The organism is Pseudoalteromonas sp. bablab_jr010 (genome assembly GCF_016464105.1).
Lineage (GTDB): Bacteria > Pseudomonadota > Gammaproteobacteria > Enterobacterales > Alteromonadaceae > Pseudoalteromonas > Pseudoalteromonas simplex.
In genome coordinates, this window is sequence record NZ_JACDWV010000184.1 from 1 (window position 1) to 22,591 (window position 22,591).

23 protein-coding genes are annotated in these 22,591 nt (G+C 41.2%); 6 read left to right on the forward strand and 17 right to left on the reverse strand.

Translation table 11 applies throughout. The features are described from left to right. Positions 1-175: 175 nt before the first annotated feature. Complete coding sequence (locus JIG37_RS18465) at positions 176-1,174, reverse strand: DUF4382 domain-containing protein (RefSeq protein WP_199530048.1); 999 nt, start codon at positions 1,172-1,174, stop codon at positions 176-178. A 229-nt stretch (positions 1,175-1,403) separates the two neighbouring features. Here JIG37_RS18465 and JIG37_RS18470 point away from each other — a divergent pair, with 229 nt between their 5' ends. Then, positions 1,404-1,844: a hypothetical protein gene (locus tag JIG37_RS18470; RefSeq protein ID WP_054553598.1), complete on the forward strand. Its 441-nt coding sequence runs from the start codon at positions 1,404-1,406 to the stop codon at positions 1,842-1,844. Between the two features lie 37 nt (positions 1,845-1,881). Here JIG37_RS18470 and JIG37_RS18475 read toward each other — a convergent pair whose 3' ends face one another. The 6 genes from JIG37_RS18475 to JIG37_RS18500 all read right to left on the reverse strand — a co-directional run bounded on the left by JIG37_RS18475 (position 1,882) and on the right by JIG37_RS18500 (position 7,907). Continuing rightward, positions 1,882-3,570, reverse strand: coding sequence for a methyl-accepting chemotaxis protein (locus tag JIG37_RS18475; protein WP_199530039.1), 1,689 nt, complete (start codon positions 3,568-3,570; stop codon positions 1,882-1,884). Positions 3,571-3,668: 98 nt separating this feature from the next. Further along, complete coding sequence (locus JIG37_RS18480) at positions 3,669-4,178, reverse strand: GNAT family N-acetyltransferase (RefSeq protein ID WP_194441270.1); 510 nt, start codon at positions 4,176-4,178, stop codon at positions 3,669-3,671. A gap of 3 nt (positions 4,179-4,181) precedes the next feature. Next, positions 4,182-5,525, reverse strand: a complete 1,344-nt coding sequence (astB, locus tag JIG37_RS18485; RefSeq protein WP_199530040.1) for an N-succinylarginine dihydrolase — start codon at positions 5,523-5,525, stop codon at positions 4,182-4,184. A gap of 48 nt (positions 5,526-5,573) precedes the next feature. Then, positions 5,574-5,804, reverse strand: coding sequence for a helix-turn-helix domain-containing protein (locus JIG37_RS18490; protein WP_138599189.1), 231 nt, complete (start codon positions 5,802-5,804; stop codon positions 5,574-5,576). A gap of 564 nt (positions 5,805-6,368) precedes the next feature. After that, positions 6,369-7,382, reverse strand: a complete 1,014-nt coding sequence (locus JIG37_RS18495) for a zinc-binding alcohol dehydrogenase family protein (RefSeq protein WP_054553602.1) — start codon at positions 7,380-7,382, stop codon at positions 6,369-6,371. Between the two features lie 93 nt (positions 7,383-7,475). Next, positions 7,476-7,907: a MarR family transcriptional regulator gene (locus JIG37_RS18500; protein ID WP_054553603.1), complete on the reverse strand. Its 432-nt coding sequence runs from the start codon at positions 7,905-7,907 to the stop codon at positions 7,476-7,478. 123 nt (positions 7,908-8,030) lie between these two features. Here JIG37_RS18500 and JIG37_RS18505 point away from each other — a divergent pair, with 123 nt between their 5' ends. Beyond that, positions 8,031-8,459: an organic hydroperoxide resistance protein gene (locus JIG37_RS18505; protein WP_054553604.1), complete on the forward strand. Its 429-nt coding sequence runs from the start codon at positions 8,031-8,033 to the stop codon at positions 8,457-8,459. A 27-nt stretch (positions 8,460-8,486) separates the two neighbouring features. Here the strand turns inward: JIG37_RS18505 and JIG37_RS18510 are convergent, their stop codons facing one another. After that, positions 8,487-10,220 carry a GMC family oxidoreductase gene (locus JIG37_RS18510; RefSeq protein ID WP_199530041.1) on the reverse strand — a complete coding sequence of 578 codons (1,734 nt, stop codon included), beginning with the start codon at positions 10,218-10,220 and terminating at the stop codon, positions 8,487-8,489. Between the two features lie 151 nt (positions 10,221-10,371). On the opposite strand from JIG37_RS18510, the gene JIG37_RS18515 reads away from it, so the two are divergent. After that, positions 10,372-12,495 (forward strand): methyl-accepting chemotaxis protein, encoded by a 2,124-nt coding sequence (locus JIG37_RS18515; RefSeq protein ID WP_054553606.1) that lies wholly within the window; start codon positions 10,372-10,374, stop codon positions 12,493-12,495. A gap of 282 nt (positions 12,496-12,777) precedes the next feature. Here the strand turns inward: JIG37_RS18515 and JIG37_RS18520 are convergent, their stop codons facing one another. Next, positions 12,778-13,092 (reverse strand): hypothetical protein, encoded by a 315-nt coding sequence (locus tag JIG37_RS18520; RefSeq protein WP_199530042.1) that lies wholly within the window; start codon positions 13,090-13,092, stop codon positions 12,778-12,780. A 444-nt stretch (positions 13,093-13,536) separates the two neighbouring features. Further along, the gene (locus tag JIG37_RS18525) at positions 13,537-15,009 is read right to left on the reverse strand and encodes a diguanylate cyclase (RefSeq protein ID WP_199530043.1); all 1,473 of its coding nucleotides are present in this window, start codon (positions 15,007-15,009) and stop codon (positions 13,537-13,539) included. A 401-nt stretch (positions 15,010-15,410) separates the two neighbouring features. On the opposite strand from JIG37_RS18525, the gene JIG37_RS18530 reads away from it, so the two are divergent. Further along, positions 15,411-16,874 carry a DUF3360 family protein gene (locus JIG37_RS18530; RefSeq protein WP_138618854.1) on the forward strand — a complete coding sequence of 488 codons (1,464 nt, stop codon included), beginning with the start codon at positions 15,411-15,413 and terminating at the stop codon, positions 16,872-16,874. Between the two features lie 33 nt (positions 16,875-16,907). Here the strand turns inward: JIG37_RS18530 and JIG37_RS18535 are convergent, their stop codons facing one another. Further along, positions 16,908-17,489: a TetR/AcrR family transcriptional regulator gene (locus JIG37_RS18535; protein WP_199530044.1), complete on the reverse strand. Its 582-nt coding sequence runs from the start codon at positions 17,487-17,489 to the stop codon at positions 16,908-16,910. A 102-nt stretch (positions 17,490-17,591) separates the two neighbouring features. Here JIG37_RS18535 and JIG37_RS18540 point away from each other — a divergent pair, with 102 nt between their 5' ends. Then, the gene (locus JIG37_RS18540) at positions 17,592-18,134 is read left to right on the forward strand and encodes a carboxymuconolactone decarboxylase family protein (RefSeq protein WP_054553610.1); all 543 of its coding nucleotides are present in this window, start codon (positions 17,592-17,594) and stop codon (positions 18,132-18,134) included. Between the two features lie 75 nt (positions 18,135-18,209). Here the strand turns inward: JIG37_RS18540 and JIG37_RS18545 are convergent, their stop codons facing one another. Next, a complete protein-coding gene (locus JIG37_RS18545) occupies positions 18,210-18,734 on the reverse strand; it encodes a hypothetical protein (RefSeq protein WP_138599194.1) in 525 nt (174 codons plus the stop codon). A gap of 52 nt (positions 18,735-18,786) precedes the next feature. On the opposite strand from JIG37_RS18545, the gene JIG37_RS18550 reads away from it, so the two are divergent. After that, entirely contained in the window at positions 18,787-19,146 is a 360-nt protein-coding gene (locus JIG37_RS18550) for a DUF1294 domain-containing protein (RefSeq protein ID WP_199530045.1), read from the forward strand. Positions 19,147-19,196: 50 nt separating this feature from the next. Here JIG37_RS18550 and JIG37_RS18555 read toward each other — a convergent pair whose 3' ends face one another. The 5 genes from JIG37_RS18555 to JIG37_RS18575 form a co-directional block, all read right to left on the reverse strand. After that, a complete protein-coding gene (locus tag JIG37_RS18555) occupies positions 19,197-19,541 on the reverse strand; it encodes a PEGA domain-containing protein (protein WP_199530046.1) in 345 nt (114 codons plus the stop codon). Between the two features lie 246 nt (positions 19,542-19,787). After that, the gene (locus JIG37_RS18560) at positions 19,788-20,108 is read right to left on the reverse strand and encodes a hypothetical protein (protein ID WP_054554081.1); all 321 of its coding nucleotides are present in this window, start codon (positions 20,106-20,108) and stop codon (positions 19,788-19,790) included. Between the two features lie 21 nt (positions 20,109-20,129). Further along, positions 20,130-20,657: a hypothetical protein gene (locus JIG37_RS18565; protein ID WP_054554080.1), complete on the reverse strand. Its 528-nt coding sequence runs from the start codon at positions 20,655-20,657 to the stop codon at positions 20,130-20,132. A 214-nt stretch (positions 20,658-20,871) separates the two neighbouring features. Further along, positions 20,872-21,735: an immunity 49 family protein gene (locus JIG37_RS18570; protein ID WP_054554079.1), complete on the reverse strand. Its 864-nt coding sequence runs from the start codon at positions 21,733-21,735 to the stop codon at positions 20,872-20,874. Between the two features lie 166 nt (positions 21,736-21,901). Beyond that, the coding region (locus JIG37_RS18575; RefSeq protein ID WP_199530047.1) for an immunity 49 family protein at positions 21,902-22,591 on the reverse strand (690 nt) is incomplete at its 5' end.

Below are 22,591 nucleotides of genomic sequence, written 5' to 3' on the forward strand. Positions count from 1 at the left end.
ATGAATTACTGACAACTCTTAGGTTGTTTATCTTACCCGATAGGCTACCAGACAGGCATTATCCAAGGGTGGTAAGAAGGAAACCTAATAAATATCCCTATAAAAGAAAATGCCAGTCAGCTCTTAACTGACTGGCATTACCGCAGCGCGGGCTTTTTAATGGGGTATGCCAATATTATTCAGAAACAGTGAAAGACACGTCTAAGTCTTCACCCGATGTTACTGTAATTGGTTTTACTTGATAAAGCGTAAATGCTTCGTCTTGCGTTTCAGCGTCATCGATATGCGCTGCACAGGTATAAGCAAGTTGGTAGTCACCAGGTTGAATGAACGCAAGTTCAAATTCGAATTGGTTATCTTCGCTATCGAACACAACATCCGCCGTTGCAAGAGGTGCATCTAATGGTGTTTCATCTTCGTTAACTTCATAGTTGTCCATTGGCATTTCAACATCGCTGCTATATAGGTAAACAGCATGACCGAATGAGCCATCTTCTAGTGCGATATCGATATTATCTGTTTCACAGTTAGCGATAAGTACGTCGCTTACAGTGCCTTCGATATCTTCAGATTCAGCAAGGTTTTCTAAGCGAACACCGCGTGGTTTTAAGAAGATCTCATCATTATTTTGTGGATCAACTAATGACTTTTTAAGGTCAAATTCAATAACAAAGTCGTTACCAGCTTGGTTAAGGGTAAAGCCATCCAGTTGGATTTCACCGACACCATCGTTGCCTTTACGTTTAACAACCAGTGGTGCAATGCTGTCATCTTCGTAAACAACATGCGAAGTCATGGTTAAATCGTTTGTGTCACCATTGATCACATCTGCACGGATCCATTGATATTCGCCAGCAGGCACTTCTTCATCTTCTAATAAAGAAAATACATCATCACCTGTGTAGTCTAATAAATTAACCATTTCAGGCATGGTTTCATCATTATCTTCACGGGTCTCAAACGTGAATTCTTCTCCACCTTGGGTTTTCAATGTGATTGAATCAAACACAACATTTACAGCTTTTAAACCTGTCACTGGTGCATCAGACACACCTAATGTGAACTGTGCAGTTTGCGGCTGAGGATCAACCGAGTCGTTCTTGTCGTTATCTGAGCCACAACCAACAAGTGCAAATAAAACGGCGCTGCTAAGTAATGTAGTTTTAAAGTTCATCATTTCTTCCCTTTGTGTTCTAAAAATTTATTAGCAGTGTAATAACTAAAACTTAATGTAACTTGAACTTCTAATGATAAGTTTCGATTAACACCTTTGTACCTTTTATGTAACAAGCTGAAAGTCAGAATAAAAAATAACTGCAAGTTTAGAATGCTTTTTAGGTAAATCCATTTTTCTTCCACATTTTGCTGACACCATGACAAAAAATAAGAACCTAGGAACGAAAATGAAGGTTATTGACTTGGAAAAGCGCTTTGAGCTTATGAGCTGGGCATTATTAAGTGCAGTAAATATGCTTTTACTAGTGGGGTTTATGAATAGTAAATCGGAGGTAAGTAATTTACTTTTTAGTTTTTTGTTGTGCTCTGTTTCATTACTATTAGCGGTACTTGTATTCAATTCAAAACGCAATTTAACGGTATGCCGCCACGGTGTGCATTACCGCAATTTATTCGGGCAATGCCGCCATATGCATGCAAGACAAGTGCAATTTATTCACCATTACTCGTTTTTTGGTTTGCGATTAGTGCTTGTTATGGGCGAAAAATATATTTGCTTTGCGCCTTTTTATAGCCTTAATGACAAACACCAACAACGCTTAAAGCGCTACGATAACGATTTGTTTGATTGGTTAAAGAACTTACAAAAGACCAATGATTTTTGTTAAGCAGGCACATTTACCTGCTTAACCATGGCGCTAGATATTAGGTTTTATAACGACTTACATTTTGTTCTAACTGAGTTGCTGTGTCTGTCAGCTCGTGCATGTACGATGTGGCTACATCGGTATCATTGGCGGTTTTATTCGCAATATCGACAATGGTCGTCATGTTTTGGTTAATCGCTTCAGACACTGATGTTTGCTCTTCAGCAGCTGTGGCTATTTGTGCATTTTGTGACGTGATAGTGTTAACCGAAAGCAATACTTCATTGAGTGCTTTTTCGACTTCGCCCGCTTCATTAACACTGGTTGCACTGCCTGATTTGATTGACTGCATAATGTTATTTACAGTTGTTGTTCCTTGTTGTACTTGCTCAATCATCGCCTCTATTTCATGAGTGCTATCTTGCGTGCGTTTTGCTAGCGTTCGCACTTCATCAGCCACCACCGCAAAGCCACGACCCGCTTCACCAGCTCGGGCAGATTCAATTGCCGCATTTAGTGCTAGTAGGTTTGTTTGCTCGGCAATGTTTCTGATCACATCAAGCACACTACCAATTTGACTCGATTGTTGATTAAGCTGATCGACCGCATTCGCCCCTTCATCAACTTGTTTAGCAAGGCCGTTAATCACCTTTATGGCAATGAGCAACTGGTTGTTAGCCTGTTTGACTAAATGATCGGCATGCTCAGCAGCCGTTGAGGCCTCTTGCGCACTGCGTGCAACTTCCATTGACGCCGCCGACATTTCGTTTATTGCGGTTGCAACTTGTTCACTTTCTTCATGTTGGCGATTAATACCTACATGCATATTGGCAAGTAGCTCGTTGAGCCTATGTGACGCTTGATTCATCGATTGCGATGATTGGCGAATATCAATAACCATTTTACCAACGTCATCGGCAAAGCGGTTAAACGAACTGCCAAGCTTGCCGAGTTCATCGTCTCGTTTCACCATTAAACGTTGGGTTAAATCGCCATCACCTTGTGATATATCGTTCATTGCTAGTACGGTTGTGTGCAAAGGGCTAGTAATACTGCGCGATACCACCACTGCAATAGCTGCGGTAATTGCGACAGCAAATACAGAAGCGATGATGGTGTTTATAAAGGCATTATCGATACCTTCATTAACGCGTTGTTCTGTCGCTGCGACTTGTTGCTCAAGACCACTGATCCAAAAACCTGTTCCTAGCACCCAATTCCATTTTGGTACCAAAGCGGCATAGCCGAGCTTAGGATTCACACTGCCATTGGTATTTTTCCAAGAATACTGCACATAACCACCGCCGTTCTTTGCAGCATCAATCAGTTCTCGAATGAGATAAACCCCATTAGGATCTTTGAAATCATAAAGGTTTTTACCCTCAAGAGAGGTGTTAACCCCATGGGCAATGTTGACACCTTTTACATCATAAACAAACACATAGCCAGTATCGCCAGCATCATCAAAACGCAAATTACGTAAAATGCTTTTTGCTTGGTTTTGTAGTTGCTCAGTATTAGAGCCATCATCTTGTGCGATGAGGTTAGCAATCGAGCTCATAGCAATTTTTTGGTAATTGCTAACTTCAGACTTACGGTCGTTTTCCATTTGTGTAGCAAAACTTTCAACGGTTTGTGCACCACTGTGTTTTGATTGCACATAGTTGTAGAGTGTCAGCATAATTGCAATGAGTAGGGGGGGAAGTAGGGCTAGAAAGAGTACCCGTTGCTGTATTGATAGCGCCATTTATCGCTCCTAATAAAAATCCGCAGTACTAGTTTAGTACTTTTAAAAAGTTTTATTAGTCGACTTTATGGTTAGATCGATAGGCTATTGAAGCTGGTTTATGCGACCTGCTTATAAAAATACACTGTTGCATCAAATTCACCGGAGGAACTTTTCGCAAATCCAGGAATAGTGCCCGCTTCAATATAATCGAGTTTACGATACAAATATGAGGCAGTGTCACCTTGGCGGGTATCAAGTAATAGTAATTGAATACCTAAAATACGCGCGTCGGTCTCTAGGCTATTCATCAATTGTTTTGCAATTCCTTGGCCTTGATATTCGCTGTGCACCATGAGCTTTTCTACTTCACCGCGGTGAGCGCCATTAGCTTTGGCGCATAAAGAAAGCTGTACTGAACCAATCACCGTATCACCATCTAGGGCAAGGTAAAGCCTACGGTAAGGCGTTGCTAAATCTCTATCAACCCCTTGCCAGTAGTCGTGTGCTGACTGTAATGATAAAGGAGCAATAAAGCCAATTGATGCGCCACTGGCCACGCTATCAATTAGCAAATTATTGAGGGATTTCGACACCCCTTTTATAGAATGCACTGCTTTAATTTTCATTATTTATTCTTGTTGAAATGGATACACAGAACCTAAGTTAAGTAAGCTGGTTAGCTCATCAAGTGCCTGATAGCTTTCGGTTAAAAGCATCGGATCGGCAAAGTCGTCACTACTTAACGAGTCACGATAATGCTTATTCGCCCAATTTACTAGTTGGGTATATTTTTCTTCGCTGAATCGTACTGCCGGATTAACCGCTGCCAGTTCGTCCGAATTGAGTGCAACACGCAAGCGTAAACAAGCAGGGCCACCGCCATTTTGCATGCTTTGGCGCAAGTCAAAAAAGCGCACTTGCTGAACAGGGTTATCAGCCAAAATCATTTCTTGAATGTAATCGTGAACAGCTTGATTGCGCTGACACTCTTTAGGGGCAACCAGTATCATGCTGTCATCACTTAAGGTAATTAATTGGCTATTAAATAAATAGCTGCTTACAGCATCTGTAATGCTCACTTTATTGGTTGGCACTTCAATAATATGTAGCGGCTTGTTGCCAAGGTAGGCTTGTTTAATTTGTTTCAGCGTATCTGCTTGGTGCAAAAAGGCTTGTTCGTGGCATAAAAGTACATTGCCATTGGCCACAGCGATCACATCGTTATGAAAGACACCTTGATCTATCACATCAGGATTTTGTTGAATAAATAACTGATTTTCTGGCTTTAGCTGATGCAAACGGGCAACTGCTTGCGAAGCCTCAAGAGATTGTCTTGCAGGAAATTTAACAGGTTTTGGTAAGGCGCTATTAAAACTACTTGCCCCATAAACAAAGATCTCAAGCCCTGTATCTGCATGGCTGTCGCATAATCGATTATGATTTGCGGCGCCTTCATCACCAAAAAAGCCTTGATCAGGTAAATGCGTATGATGGCTAAAGTAACGCTCATCGTTAAACATGGCTTTTAATAATGCTGTAGTTGTAACGGGTTCTAGCGAGCGGTGAAACTTATTATTTAAGTTAGCAGCCGTAAAGTGTACTTTGCCATCAAGGGTATCGGCTGAAGGCGAGATAGTGCCAGCATTGGCTGTCCACATGGCCGATGCACTGTAACAAGCTCGCAGTAAAATGGGGTCGGCTTTAAATGCTTTTTCAATAATCTGGCTATCGGTGCCTGTAAAGCCCAGTCGTTTTAGTACGCTAATGTCGGGGCGAGCATGAGGTGCAAAGATACCTTGCTCTAGTCCTAACTCGTGCATCGCCTTCATTTTTTCAAGGCCTTGTAGTACAGCCTCTTTAGGGTTTGAATGTGAAGAGGCGTGACTTAGTGAAGCGACATTGCCATACGATAATCCCGCGTAATTATGGGTAGGCCCCACTAAGCCATCAAAATTAACTTCTACTGCGTGCATACTTAATCCATCATTATTGTGCGTGTATTTTAACCATACAGAAGTTATTTAGCTGAAGCTAGCTAACTCTAATTCTACATGACGCAAACTTTGTTGAAGGCGTTTCTGAGTGGCAATTAAATACGCTTTTTGTTTGTTCTGTTTAACTTGTTGCTGTCGTGCAGCTTTATATAACACACGCTTAGGAATGTGGTACTGCTCAGACGCTTCGGTGATTGTCAGTTGGTGCACCGAAATTTTTTTTAGCGCTTCAATAAATGCAGGATCATTATTTAACATAGCGACGCTCCAAATCAGCAACATTATGCGGATCGTTTGCTTCATGTATATGCCATGTGCTGATGTCTAATCGCCAAAGTAGATAAAGAGTGTGAAAGAAGTTAGTCACGTTAGTCTCCTTGTTAGTGCCAGTTCACACTCACTATTGGAAGATCTGTGCCAACCCTTTATTAAATTCAAATTCATTAAAAATCAATAGGTTAACTTGTGGTGGTTTGGGTGTCCCTAAAATCAGGCACTAAAATAGTGAAAGGCAAATGCAGTAATGCACTTTAATGATGCGTGCTTTTATTGTTGAACGAGGAAATACGCGATGTGAAATCGCTGCTACCTACTCGTATCTATTTCTCGTAGGAATGACTTTAATCATGAATAATTAACCACCACACAAAAGCAAAACCTTGACCGTAGGCGTGAAACTTGTTTCGCGCGCATAGGTAGTACCGGCTTTATGCCGCGACATGGCTAAGGTCGGTGCGATACGAGAATAAAACGCGATGTGAAATCGCTGCTACATGCTCGCATCTCGTATCTCGAAACTCGTACCTCGTAACTTTCCCTTCGTTACTCAAACCCCTCCAACACAAGCTTTCCGCGAGCTTTGTGAGATTCTAAAATCCCATGGGCTTTAATAAGGTTTGCTACGTTTATCTTACCTAAATGCTCACCTAATGTTGTTTTAATTGTGCCGTTATCAACCAAGGTGGCAAGCTCTGATAGAAGCTGATGCTGGGCAATCATATCCTCTGTTTGGAACATTGAGCGGGTATACATAAACTCCCAATGCAACGAAATACTTTTACGCTTTAACTTCAAAATATCAAAGCTTGCAGGGTCGTCGATCAGTGCCAATTTACCTTGTGGCTTGATCACTTCCATAATGCTATCAAGGTGTTGGTCGGTGTGCGTTAAGCTCACTACGTAATCAAATTCATTCAGGTCGGCCGCAAGACGTTGCTCGTTAAGGTTTTTGCTATGATCAAGCACATGATCAACACCTAAACCTTTAAGCCAGTTGGCGCTTTCTTCTCGTGCGGCGGTACCAACAACGGTTAAATTGGTAAGCTGTTTGGCAAGCTGCACTAAAATTGAGCCTACACCACCTGCGGCACCTATTACTAATACAGAGGCTGGCTTATTGTTTTGAGATTTTTCAATCTGTAAGCGGTCAAACAATAGCTCCCATGCCGTAATACTTGTTAAGGGCAGGGCGGCTGCTTCACTATTACTCAGGCTTGTTGGTGCAAGACCGACAATGCGTTCATCAACAAGTTGCAGCTCAGCATTACTGCCTTGGCGCGTTAAGTCGCCAGCATAAAACACACGGTCACCGACATTAAATAACGATACTTTGTCGCCAACAGCTTTAACCGTCCCCACGGCGTCCCAGCCAATAACTTTGTAGCCATTGTCTGGTGAAACATTAGCGCGAATTTTAGTATCTACAGGGTTTACTGAGATTGCTTCTACGGCGACAAGAATGTCGTGACCTGTCGCAACGGGATCAGGTAATTCAATCGCTTGTAATGATGAGTCAGATAACGTTGGGGTTGCTGTTGTGTATCCAATTGCTTTCATGATGGTGTCCGTATTGATGAGTTTTAAACACTATAGCGTATAGAATTATATTAAAAAGAGGTGTAATCCAAATTCACTTTCAAATAATTTTTGTTAATTAAGGTCACTATTTACTAAATCGAGTAACTCGATCAGTTGCAGTGCTTGTTGTTCGTTAATGCTCGGGAAGCGACAACGAATTTGCGACGGTATCTCAGCGGCTTGATCTTGCATCGCCTTGCCTTTGGCTTCGAGCTGCACGAGTCGTTTGCGTTTATCATGGCTATCCTTAGTGATTGACAACAATGCTTTATCGCTCATTTTTTTCAAAATTTGCGTCATCGCACCGCCATCTATGGCGGTTTTTTCAAGTAACTCAGCAATACTGATCTGATCTTTTTCCCACAGCGCCATCATAACTACGTACTGTGGGTAGGTTAAATCTAATTGATTGAGAGAATCTCGATACGCACGGGCAATCCCATTCGATGCCATATACAAGCGGTGGCATAGCTGGTTATCTAATTTTAGTTGTGGGTATTTCATGCACGATCCTCAAAATTCAACACGAGTATTTTAATTTGCATGCAAAGTATTTGCAATCCCGAAAAAGCTGATCTAATATATTTTGTATGCAAAATATATTTTCACTCAATTAGGAGAGTAATCATGAAAGAACTACAAAGCGTCGCATACACAGCAAAAGCAACAGCAACAGGTGGCCGTGAAGGCACAGCAAAATCAGACGATGGTCGTTTAGATGTGGCACTATCAACTCCTAAAGGGTTAGGTGGTGATGATGGTCAAGGTACAAACCCTGAGCAGTTATTTGCAGCTGGTTACGCGGCTTGTTTTATTGGCGCATTAAAGCTAGTGGCAGGCCAAGCAAAAATTAAATTACCAGCAGATACCCACATTAATTCTGAAGTATCAATTGGTCCTATCGAAGGTGGTTTTGGTATTGCAGTTAAGCTTGCGGTATCGGTAGGTGATCTTGATAAAGACACCGCTCTTGCATTGGTTAATAAAGCGCACGAAGTATGCCCATACTCAAACGCAACACGCGGTAACATTGCTGTAGAGTTATCAGTGATCTAATCGCTATTTACCAAAATAGGCCGTGCTTTATGCACGGCTTTTTTGTTTTTCAGCAATCGATTTTGCTAAATCGCCTGAACCAGCAAGTGCTGATACTAGACCTTCGCGTGGTTCACTAAATTGTATTGGCTTTATCTTACTTGCTCGGGCTGCATCGAATACCGGTATTTGGCTCATTGCGTATTCCGACAATGCGGTAATGGTTAATGATGGGTTTACCCCTAAATTTCCGGGTATGATTGAGCCGTCAATAACACGTAGGTTTTGATAGCCGAACACTTCACCTGAGCTATCAACAACGCCGTTAGAGGCATCAGTGCCCATGGCGACTCCACTCATTATATGCGCCGTCATTGGGGCACCAAAGAGCACTTCAGTTAAGGCTGAACCGGGCACGCCACCGAGTTTTTCGGCGTAGAGTTTGGTTGCTTCTTCTGCTTTTGGAAAACTAACGCTAAGCGGCGTGTCATTGTCTTTTTGCACCGCAGTAATGCTGTTCTTAAATAACCGATACCACTTGCGTCGCCATTCAAGGTGAATAAACGCCTCGGATTTTTGCATCACCAAAAATACAATTGAGCTGCGGGCTTTGCCTTTTGGCCGCAATACTTTAGCTGTTTTTATTGGATGGCGCAGTGTATTCACTAAAAACTTAGCAATACGCTTGAGGCCTTTGCCTGTCACCATAGGAACGTAAGGTAAATATAGCCATGTGCCATCAGCGCCTTCTCTAAACCGGCAAATTTCAATGTTGGTGTCTTTGTCGACCGAAATAAATGAGCTGATCGCAACGCCATCATCAACTTTTTTAGTGGTATTGTTCGCGGTGGTGAGGGTTTCTGAGTTAGTGCGAATTTGCTGGCCTAGCCAAGCTGAAATATTGGGCAGTGTTTTGTCTTTATCGCGCATTTTTAAAAGCAAAGGCACGGTGCCCATGACCCCTGCGCTTAGCACGACGCCCCGTGTTGTCAGCGTATAAATATGGCTATTGCGATGGCTGGTATCTTTAATTTTAATTTTGTATCCGGCGCTGCCATCTGCATTAAGCGGGATGATTTTGATTACTTCAGAGCTAGGTCTTATTTCTACACCGTTGCGTTCGGCAAAGTACAGGTAATTTTTCATTAAAGTATTTTTGGCATTATGGCGACAACCAATCATGCAGCTACCACAGTAATGGCAGGTATTTCGCCTCGGACCATCGCCATTAAAGTATGGGTCGGGTAGCTCTTTTTTATAGGCTTCGCCGGGTTTTGCAAAAAGCACCCCGGTGTTCACGGTTTTGAATGAGTCGCCTTGCCCCATCTGATCAGCAATGTCTTTTAGTGTGTGATCGGCAACATTGGTATAGGTATTTTTGGCGCTACCTAACATGCGCTGTGCAAGGCCATAGTAGGGCATGAGGCTGTCTTTCCAGTCTGATTTTATCCGTGTCCAAGCAGGAGATTGAAAGACTTCATCATCAGGAATAAGGTGCACATTGGCATAAATTTGTGAGCCACCGCCAACACCAACGCCATGTAACACTGCGACTTTGCTGGTAAACGAAAATTGAATGCAGCCTTTAAGGCCAATTTCTGGCTGCCACATATAGTTTTTGATATCTAGGTTGGTCTTTGGAAACTCTTTATCTTCGCGGCGAAGACCTTTTTCAAGTACTAAAACCCGGTTACCTTTTTCGCTTAGGCGAAGCGCACTCACAGAGCCACCAAATCCCGAGCCTATAATAATTTGGTCAAAATCAAATGTGTGTTGCTGCATTGTTTTCGCCTATTGGTGTTTATTATTAATTTAGCTGATTATTAACTTACTTTTTAATTATTAGAAATCATACTTTTTTTATATTTATCCTAATGAAACCAGTCAAATGGTCTAAACTAAAGGTGATTTATAATAGTAGCAGGAAGAATCAATGCGGCAGTTAGCGTTAGCGAAAAAGTTGTTATGGCTTACAGTTGGAAGCATTTTCATAACCGTTTTTGTTTTATCAAGTGTTTTATGGTGGCAATTATCGAGCAGTAACCAAGATTTAGCTGCGCAATCAGAAAAGCTGATTGTCGCCGAAGTTGAAGAAAAGCTAGCCTCAAATGCCGTAGCGTATGGTGAACAAGTTGCAGGTTTCATAAACGAAGCCTATCGAGTACCTTACTCATTTGCAGCAATCTTAGGGGATCACGATGCAGCAGGCACCTTAACTCGAGATGCGGTGGTTGAGTTAAATCGCTCTTTGCTACAAAAAAATACTATTCTTTCATCTATTTATTCGCAATTTGAAGCAAATGCGTTTGATGGCCGAGATGCTAATTTTATTAGTGGATATGATCACTCAGTTGCTGGTGTAGGTACTTTAGAAATCTACTTTACTCGTAATAGAGATGGCAGCATAGAACAGCAGGCAGTTGACGATGCGGCTGAAAAATATGTGGATACGCTCAATGAATTTGGTCAGCGTGAAGCTGAGTGGTACTTGTGTGTAAAAGACACCAAAGTGCCATGTATTATGGAACCCTACTTATACGAAATCACCCCTGGTTATTCTGAAATGATGACCTCTTTAACTGTGCCCATTCTTCGTGATAACGAATTTATTGGTGTTGCCGGGGTTGATTTAACATTGCCTGTATTTCAAAGCATGACCGAGCAACTCTCAAAAGAATTGTATAACGGCAAAGCTCGCGTCACTTTATTAAGCTCACTCGATTTAGTGGTTGGTAGCAGCCATTACAAAGATAAGCTTGGCAGACCGTTAAAAGAGGCGGTGGCTAAAAGCACTTTAGACAATTACGTAAAAGCGAAAAAGCAAAGTGGTGTATTTAAAGTCGGTGATGAGTATTTAGTTAACTACCCAATTACCATAAAGCTTGCAAAAACACAGTGGAACTTACTGATTGAAGTACCCGCCGAGCTTGCCCTTGAAGGGCCTCAAGCGCTAGCAAATAGCATGAGTGAAAATGCCAATACACTAGGTGGTTTGATTTTGGTGACGGGTATTATTATTGCTGGTGCAGCCTTTGTGATCATGACCTTAGTGATCCGTACAATTGTGGCACCATTACAGCAGATTCAAAAGCGCGTTGATAACCTTGCTAGTGCTGAAGGTGACTTAACTCAGACCTTACATGTTGATACCCACGCTGAGCTAATCGCATTAGCAACTGGCTTTAACGCGTTTCTTGCTAAATTGCGCGATTTAATTGGTGAGCTTAAGAATGTATCAACGCAAACCAAAGAGCAGGCTCACCTAGCGACTAGTGTTGCTGTTGATACTAAGCACAACGTTCAAGCTCAATTCCAAGAAATTGAGAGCGTAGTGACCGCTATGAACGAAATGAGCGCAACAGCCCTTGAAGTTGCAAGAGCCTCAGAGCAGTCAGCGCAACAAGCCGATGAAATAAATGGTTTAGTTGTTAGCAGTGAATCGAGCTTGTCGTCTGCGGTTACCCAAGTTAAAACCATGTCGGACGAAATTAAAGAGGCTAATCAAGCGGTCGAAAAAGTTGCGGCACGCAGTAACGACATTACACAAATTTTAGACGTGATCCGAACGATTGCAGAGCAAACAAACTTACTTGCACTGAATGCGGCAATTGAAGCAGCAAGGGCTGGTGAACAAGGTCGTGGCTTTGCGGTGGTGGCTGATGAAGTAAGGGCCCTTGCTTCAAAAACGCGTTCATCAACCGATGACATCAGTGGTTTAATTGACAGCTTACAGCTAGAAGTAGGTAATGCGTCTAAGGTTATTGAACAAGGTGTTGTGCGTGCACAGACCGCGGTAGATGAAACCTCAGTTGCATTTGATGCATTACACGAAGTTGTAGTTAAAGTAGACGAAATCACGCAACAAATTACCCACATTGCAACGGCTGCAGAAGAGCAAAGCTCGGTCACAGAAGAAATAAACCGCAACCTGACGTTAATTTCAGATGCCGCATCACAACTCGCTGAGCTATCTACCCAAGCCGGTGATGGTAGCCAAACTCTTAATGCACTTGTTGCACAACAAGATGATGAGTTGAATAAGTTAAAAACGAAATAGAGAGGGAGCTATAAGTTCTAGTTGCGAGATAAGAGATACGAGAAAAACGCGATGTGAAATCGCTGCTACAAGCTCGCATCTTGTATCTATTTATCGTAAGAATGACTTTAGTCATGAATGATTAATCACCACACAAAAGTAAACCTTGGCCGTAGGCGTGAAACGTGTTTCGTGCGCCAAGCAAGCGTGACGCCTACAGGTCGCAGCGGCTTTATGCCGCGACGAAGGGTAAAAATATCGTTATGCGATGAAGTAATCGAATCTGAAATCGATTAAGGGTGGTTATACATCGCTCGTAATTGTTAGATATTTATTTTTACCAAAAGTAACGTAATAAATGGGTAAAAATAGACCCGATAGTAAGTTACTGCTCATAGTGTTCGAAACAGTTACTTTATTTGATTGAATATCTTTGACAGAAAGTTTAGGGCTAGAGCACCAATCAATGGAGAACCAGATAAATCTAGCGTCGTCAGGTATTGTGTAGTTGGTTAAAGAGTTGGGTTTGATTTTTCCGATCTTTTTAGAATCGGCCCATAAAGTGTAATCTCTAATTTTATCATGATGTTGTTTTGGTCTGGTTACTTCAACTTCCATTTGAACCTCACTAGGATAGTAATTCCATTAAACTTAACGGGCTTATAGCTCGTTTTCTTCCATATTCAGTGTATTTTTATCAGAGCCGTTAATTAATTACTAGTCGTATAGTGCAAAGAAACTTAAGCTCATGCTCGCACCTCGCACCTCGCACCTCGCACCTCGCACCTCGTTTCTATCTCTCGTAGGAATGACTTTAGTCATGAATAATTAACCACCACTCAAAAGTTAAACCCTTGGACGTAGGCGTGAAACGTGTTTCGCGCGCCAAGCAAGCGTGACGCCTCAGGTAGCAGCGGCTTTATACCGCGACATGGGTGAGGTAAGAGCATACGAGAATAAAACGCGATGTAAAATCGCTGCTACATGCTCGCCCCTCGCATCTCGTCCTCGCATCTCGTATCTTTACTCTCGTACCTCGCAACTTTACTCTCGTAACTCATTCTAACTACACTGCGCTTGATTACGGCCTTGGTTTTTGGCTTGATACAATGCTTTATCGGCGCGTTTTAACATCGATTCTATATGCTGATCACTTGCTTGTAAGGTGCTAACACCAATACTCACGGTGAATTTAACGTGTTTGTTGTCGGCGATGATGTCTTGCTGTTCGATATCGGCTCTGATCTTTTCTGCGATAGCAAAGGCTGTGTGGTTATTTGCCATAGGTAAAAATAAGACAAATTCTTCACCACCAATGCGTCCCGCAATATCTGATGCTCTGCTATGTTGGGTGAGTTTATGTGCTGTGGTTCGTATTACTTCATCGCCAGTTGCGTGGCCATATTTGTCGTTTATAGCTTTAAATTGGTCTAAGTCTAACAGTAACAGGGAGCAGGTACCTTGAGCGTCACGATATTTTGCAAACTGCTGATTAACCTTTTCGAAAAAGCCACGGCGATTATAAAGTTGTGTTAAATGATCTGTCACTGATAAGGCTAATGCTTCATGCTTAGCACGTTCTAGCTCATAGGTTCTTTCTTCTACTTTTTGTTCGAGCATGGTGGTCAGCTTTTGTTGTTCTTTCTTGCGCTGAATAAACACAGCTTGAATAAGCAATACCGCTGAAAGAGTAAATAAAAAGAAAAACTGCATGGTCACTTCAGCTGTTTTAGGGTGATGATAATAAAAATACCCCCATCCTTGATTACTTCCTACCCAAGCTGCAAAAAATACCAACATATTCATGCAGCTGGTGGCGGTTGGTGATAACCGCGTGGCTGCATAAAGCAGCGGAAACAACAGTAATGCAGGTTGTAAAAATGGTAATGTCATGGCTGTGTATGCGGGGCCAAAAATAAAATAACACAACAAAACCACGGTCAAAGTAAGCAACAAAAGTTTAGAAAATTCACTATGGGTGACCGGGTGCGGCCAATTTCGCCATAAAAAGTAAAGGGCAGGGGTGAATACAATCGCCGCTAAGGCATTGCTAATACTCCAATTTAATATGCCTACATACAAGCCATTAAACCACTCGATACCAACTAGTGAGTATATGCCCACACCGAAAAGTGCAGAAATCACGCCAATCGCAATGCAAGCAACAATAAACACTCTGGCTAAACTGGTGACGCTTGTCAGCAGTGTGTGTTGTTTAAGTTTTCGGTTAATTAGCCAAAATGCTGTTAAAGCAGCGAGAGTATTACCTGTGGTTGTTGCGGCATTTATTGCTATGTGTTTAAACGTGAATGGATTTAAGTCGCTAAGATAAAAGTAACAAAGCACAACTAAACAGGTGCCTGATGCAACGCCCAACCAGGCTTTACGACCAAATAACATCAAGCCTGCTAATGCGACTCCTGCTGGTGGCCATACCGCCAGTGTTTTTAACACTTGCATAGTAAACAAGCCAAACAGCAGATAAACAGAGCAAACAATGATATTAAATTGCCAAGGCTTGAGCTGTGTGTTCATACATCCCTTTATGTGCTTATGTGAGAAAGCCACCGACTGGCGAGTTAGCATTAATCAAACTACTAATAAATTAGTATATTAGTAGTTAGGAATTAGGCAAATTCAGTTAATTTAAAAGTAGTTTTTATAACACTGTCTGCTATTCATACAATTTATTAGACTAATAGTTAATGTGCTTGAAAAAAAACCTTTAGCTTACTTTTTCAAAGCGTTTTTTATAAATAAAGCTATTTATATCAATGTATTAAATTAATTTTCGGATGCTCTCAGTTTATTAAAAACACCTATTTTATAAATTCATACCCTACCTTTTGCCTAATCGTGTTTTACGTCAGGCTGCTTTACCCTAACTGCATAATAAAAACTCACACAATTTTTCAAGATAGGTAGTAGGAGAACTTATGAATAAGAAGCAACAAAGCTATCAAGATCTTCATAAACCCAGCAGTGAATTTTCGAGTCGTGACGAATACCTTGAACACGAATTACAAATTATGCAGCCTAAGCGTTGGCGTCCAAATTTACCATTTCGTGACTATCGATTTGAATTAGAAGACTCTATCCCTGCCATGGCAGGGACCATAGGCAAGGTGGTCATGGTGGGTGCAATTGCTGCAACATTTGCAGCGCCACTGGGCTTAGGCGAAGGTTTTATTTTAGAAAACGTGCGTTATGAGCTGTTAATTGTATCGATCTTCATTTTATTATTTTCGGGCTTCTTTTTACCAACAGCAAACTTAGCGGGTACGCATGGGCCGCTTATTCCTTTGATCCCGATAGTGGTGGCAGCGGGTGGTCACCCAATGGCTTTTGGTTTGCTGATAGGGGCGTTTGGCTTATTACTGGCGCTTAGTAAAGGCGGGAGTTTACTGGCGGGGTTAACCAGCCGAGGCGTGTGTGGCGGTTTACTGCTTTACCTTGGCTTTATTGGTACGATTTCACAGGTTAAAAAGCTTTTCGCATGGGCTGAAGGCATTGATATGACCCATATCGCTTTCATTGTGATTTTGTCGACTATCGTGTTGTACGCCTTACTTGAGCACTACAAAAAACGTTGGTTAGCCGTGCCATTAAGTTGCTTGCTTGGCGGTTTAATTGCATTTTTACTGGGGGCGCCGTTTGAGTTTAAAACAGCACCGGGTTTACCAAATATGAACCCAATGTATTGGTGGGGTGAAAATACCGGTTGGATGCTGGGATTACCAACCCTAGAGAGCTTTGTAGTGGTCTTGCCATTCGCGGTGCTTGCGGTTGCCATGTGGTCACCTGACTTTTTAGGACATCAAGTATTCCAAAAAATTAGTTACCCAGAACGCACTGAAAAAGTACAAATGAACATTGACGATACCATGTTTAGTGCTTCAATCCGCCAGACATTTGGTTCATTGTTAGGCGGCTCTAACTTTACCTCGTCATGGGGAACCTACATCGTGCCAGCAGCTATCGCTAAACGCCCAATTCCTGCGGGAGCGGTGTTAACAGCATTATTTTGTATCATTGCCAGTATTTGGGGCTACCCAATGGATTTAGCTATTTGGCAACCTGTGTTATGCGTCGCGCTAATAGTTGGTGTGTTTATCCCACTTCTTGAAGCTGGCATGGAAATGACCCGTGAAGGTAAAACTACGCAATCAGCTGCTATTGTGGTGTTTTCCTCGACCTTAGTGAACCCTGCATTTGGTTGGTCATTAACTATGTTGCTCGACAATTTGGGCTTAATTGGTTGTAAAGAGCGAAGCTCTGAGCTGTCTCCAATGAGCCGCTGGATTATTCCATTAGTGATGTTTGTTATCTTAACAAGCGTGATGGCAATAGTGGGGATGCTGCCAGGTATTCCGGCTTTAATGTCAGACTTTAGACATTGATATGTGAGGGTAAGGTGATAAACGCCTTACCCTTTAGTAATTTTTTATGAGTGTGAACATCATACCAATAAGCTGCTCAGTCATCGGTTTCGACATTGGCCTGTGTAAATAACTTCTTAAGCCAGTAAATTGTATCTGAAATAAACGAGCATATTCTAGCGGACTATGAGTGTTGGGTAGTTCACCACGCTGTTGTGCAATATCAAATAGAGTCGATAAGTCGTGTTCAAACTGCTGCAAAAGGTCATCGGTTAACGTTTTAAGTTTAGGCTGAGTGTGATCGAATTCTGTACTTGCTTTGATTAACATACATACTTCACATCCATCTTCAGCACTTTCAAGTACCGTAACAACAAATGCATGTAAGCCATCAAGCACTGTTTCGCTATTCTCAATATGGCTCGCTAGCAACAGCTTAAGTTGCGTAGCATAGACTTTTAAAGACTCTGAATATAAACCTTCTTTTGAACCAAACGCTGAATAAATACTGCCTGGGCGCATATCAACGACCGTTTGGAGATCACGGGTAGATGTTGTAGAAAAACCCTTTTTCCAAAATAGCATTTGTGCCTTCGTGATTACTTCATCGCGATTGAATTTAACTTTATTGACCATGACGAATACCAAAATTGAGCAGTTGTTCAATTTTAACTTGAACAACTGCTCAAAAACAACTAGGCTAATCATAAATCTTAGTCAGACACGATAGGAGATAACATGAAAAACTTTGAACTCTACACAAAAGAAACCGCGCCAGAGGGCTCAAAAGCACTTATCGATAACTCAGTATCAGCCTTTGGTATGTTGCCAAATTTACATGCCGTGATGGCAGAGGCACCTACATTACTTGAAGGTTACCAAGTGCTTCATGAGTTATTTCAAAAAACATCGTTTAATGCTCAAGAGCTGACAGTTGTTTGGCAAACAATTAATGTTGAACATAATTGTCATTATTGTGTACCTGCACATAGTGCAATCGCTGCGAGTATGAAGGTTGATCAAGAGATTGTTGATGCGTTAGTTAATAAAACTCCACTTGCTGATCCCAAGTTAGAAACTTTAAGAAATACAACCTTAGCAATGACGCGAAACCGAGGTGTAATTGACGAAAGTGAGTTAGAAGAGTTTTACAGTGCGGGTTATGGAAATCAGCAATTATTAGAAATTGTTCTAGGTTTAGCACAAAAAGTGATGAGTAATTATACGAACCATTTAGCTGATACGCCTGTTGATCAGCCGTTTAAAAAATTTATTAAGTAATAAATAAAGCACGGCTATATACCCAAACCACCTCAAGGTGCGAGTTTCTGCATCTTGAGGAGGTTTGGGCATAGCTTACTTAAACTTAACCGTTTTTTCGCTGCGGGTGTAAGCTCGGGTATCGGGTTTTGTCCATTGACCTTTTTTAAGGTAAGAGGTCGACACTACAAAGCTGTTATCTTTAAACTCGCTCGTCGATTTGACTTTAGTGATCCCATCTTTGTTACCCGTTACATTTTCATAAGCAACAAACTGAGTAGGGCTAAGTACATTCATAGTGCCTTGGGTGTAAAACCCAGCTGTAGTGAAGTAATAAAACACCAAAGACTGCTTTTTATTGTCCCAAAAAATCATCGACTCACCACCATATTCACCTTCATTGATAGAGTGAATGGTTTTAATAGCCGTGCCATTGAGCGCGCGTTGCCAGGTACTCACATCTTGCACCGCAGGTTTACCTGCTGCGACATTAAAGTCTGACTGCCACGTGCCTAAGTAAGGTTCAAACACTTTTAGCTTGTCATCAAGTTGTTGCTCTGCTGCCATAACAGAAAGCGAACACAGGCAGATTGATAGTAAAAGTGATTTTAGGTATGCCATAATAGCGCCCCGATAAAATTAATTTGTTTTGCACAGTATAGGTGATACTTCGTTGATTAAGAAAACATTAATTACATTTTCATTGTTGTTTTTAGCGCTGCTATGGCTGACATCATGGCAACTTAATATTACCTACTTTATTGCAGGCACTTACAGTGTAGCGAGCTTAATAAGCTTTTTGGTGTATGGCTGGGATAAACGTTTAGCAATGCAACATGGCGAGCATGTTATAAGAGTACCTGAGCGTACACTGCATATTTTAGGGTTAATCGGCGGTTGGCCAGGTTCATTCATTGCGCAGCAATGGTTGAGACACAAATCTAAAAAACGCAGTTTTATTGCCGTACTCTGGTTAACAGTTATTGTTAATTGTAGTGCGATATGGTCGCTGTATTATTTTAAGTTAATTTAAAAGAAGCTCAAAAAAGGAAAGCAGTCGCTTTCCTTTTTTGTTAAAACCACTTATTGAGCAGCTTGAATTGATTCAATGCTATCAAGTTCAATTGTTAGAATTGTTTTCTTATCAACAACAACCCATTTGCGGTAAGTTAAGTAACCTGGCTTGGTTACTTCAATGTCGTACTTACCTTCATCAAGTTCAATACCATCTTCATAAACAGGTTTAATATTCATAATACGAACGCGCGCATCAGCAGGTGTTGTGACTACCGTTAATGAAATAACCGATTCATCTACAACCACTTCAGGCGTTACTTCTGCAATAGGCTCAGGTTGTGGCTCAACATCATGGGTTGATGAACAGCCTGCTAAAACCAATAAGGCAAATAATGCGCTTAACTTTTTCATAAATACTCCATTTAATAGTTCACAATAAACGAAACCGCTTATAGTTTGAAAACTCATGAAGAATCAAGGAATAACAATAGAGGTGGGGAGCTATTATTCGTCTTCCGTGACTTTCATATTTATCATCAATAATAAATTTTTAGCTATTTTAGTATGTATCCTAATAAGGTTCAAATTATAGTTTCATTAATGTTATTAATTAATGATTTTTACCTATTATGTTTGTTGTGGTTTTGAAAGTAATGTTTATTGGTTCTCATCATTATTCTCTTTATCAAAAGCTATGCTGAAGTTACCCTGTCGAGTTAGATTGAAAATCGCACGTTGCCAATTTTCTGGTTGATTTTGTATTGCAGAATCAAACAGTGTTTTAAATAAATCAATAATGTGGTCAGAAACGGCAATAGGGTGCTGTGTTTCATCGGCCTCTTTTTCATAAAAGGCTTGGCATGTAATGACTTCATCGTGCTGGCAATCTATAACTAACATCGCTTTCGACCAGTCACCGTTAATTTGTTGATAGAGATATTGACCAAGTTGCTGTGGTATTTGTGAGTTGGTTGTCATGTGCTGTCCTTAGCGTTGTTGCTATAAAGTGCCGTTTTCGTATTTATTGGCAAGCTCTTTCCATTTGTCAAAAAATCCACCATGAAAGAAATAGCTATCAGAGATATTCAATATTTGATAATTTGTTGTCTCATGGCCTTTCCGTGAATAGTTTGATAGGCTATATCCTTGATCGCCTCGTTCATTTAGCCTCCCTATTAGTCTTGTGATACCGATATCTTCACCTTCCACGAGGTCATCAATACTTATTGTGCCATGAGGTAATCCACCTGCGTTCGGCATTTTGGTGAAAAACTCAAATTTTTTAACAAACCAAGGTAAAATTGATAGTGGTGCATCAAATTGCCTAGTAGCTAAAAACGGGGCTTGACCTTTTGGTGAAATAATCCAATGAAGGATAACTGATAAGTATCCGTTTTGATTGTAAAAGGAGTGATAACGGCCAGGGTAATTTAATGAATCTTCAATTGTAATTAGATGTTTTATCCCTTTTGGTGGATTCTCTGGGTCTTTTATTTCTTTTAGTGAGGGGAAAAATTGTTTAGTCATTTAAATGCCTCCTTTAATGGGAGTGGTAACAGGTGTGATTGTGATAGCATCACCAAACTGTTCTAAGTTGATCAGCTTTCTCTCAAAATTAAATGTTTCAACTGCACAATAGTCTGCTCCTTTGAATAAACTGTTTAACTAACGGAATTCCTCTGTATTAGTTTTAGTTATATTGCCAACATCTATGTTGTTAAAGAGCGGTTACTGTCGTTTATTAATTTGGGTCTGTTGGTGGTGTTACATCAATTAACCATGCTGGAATGTAGCCATTTTCAACTGTGAGCTTATAGCCTTTTACGTCTTTAGCGATGATGGCTAAGGCTGTTAAAGCTAATGGGATGGCACCTTCGTTTGCACCTTCGTGGTCTTCGTTGTCGTAATATTCTTTATGGGCCAGCAAGGCTTTTTCCATGGCCTGGTTATATTCTTGCTCTCCGTTATCAGTGAATATGGCGGTGATCACCGGGATAAGTGGCCATTCCAAGCGACTAACATATAAGTAAATTTCATCATCGGCATAATCATCTGGGTTACAGGTAAGGTATGCTTGCTCAATTAAGTTGGCTAAATCGGCGCTAGGGTTAAATAAGCCTTTTAGTAAATCAGATAATGCATAATCAAATGGGGTGCGCTGTTCACTTAGCCTTGCTTGTTTAAATACATCGTTGTCGACAGTAATCAGGTAGTTAATAGCTTCGTTATTACGAGCAATGATGCTGCTATAAAATGCAAGTAACCAGTTATTGTGTTTAGTGCCATAGTCGTCTTTTTTTCCAATCACTTCTATATATTCATCATCGTAAAAGAAAGGGAAAGGTTGGCCGTCATGGGCATTGCTTTGAAATATGCCATGACCTAATTGCGAAGCGCGAATAACATATAGCCAAGCATGGTAGCTATTGGGATTTTGAATCGCTTCCATGGGGAATGAGTCAATGATATTACGGGTAAACTGTGTATAGAGTCCTAAGCTAGGATTCTTTTGAATACGGGGTATATTTTTATCTTCGTGCTTTTTATAGCGCTCTACCATATGGTCATAACTAACTTGTGAAAAGCTGTAATGGCTCTCAATCATTTTATTAGTTCCTTAAAATCCTATGTCAAAAATCGATACATCAATAACTTCGATAAGCCCAGCGTCATAGGCTTTTGATACATGATTACTATTAACGGCAACAAAGCATGGGTTTCATGCTTTGCTGCCAACATCCATGTTGTTAAAGAGCGGTTACTGTCGTTTATTAATTTGGCTCTGTTGGTGGTGTTACATCAATTAGCCATGCTGGAATGTAGCCATTTTCAACTGTGAGCTTGTAGCCTTTGACGTCTTTAGCGATGATGGCTAGGGCAATAAGGGGGATAGCTAAACCTCCTCGTCTACTACCTATACGCTCTTCGTCACTGTAATATTCTTTATGCGCCAGCAAGGCTTTTTCCATGGCTTGATTATATTCTTGCTCACCGTTATCAGTGAATATGGCGGTGAACACCGGGATAAGCGGCCATTCTAAACGACTTACATAGAGGTATGCTTCATCATCAACGTAATCATCTGGGTTACAGGTGATATAGGCTTGCTCGATTAAAGGGGCTAAATCAGCACTTGGGTTAAATAACCCTTTAAGTAAGTCAGACAGTGCATAATCAAAGGGTCTCAGTTGATTACCATAATTAGCTGTTTTAAACACATCGTTATCGATAGCCGTTAAGTAAGCGATAGCATCATGGTTACGGGCGATAATACTGCTGTACAAAGCAAGGAGCCACACTGGGTGCTCAGCATGTTCAGGATCGCGTTTACCAGTCACTTCTAAATACTCATCATCGTAAAAAAAAGGGAAAGGTTGGCCGTCATGGGCATTGCTTTGGAAAATACCATGTCCTAATTGCGAAGCGCGAATAACATAGAGCCAAGCATGGTAGCTATTGGG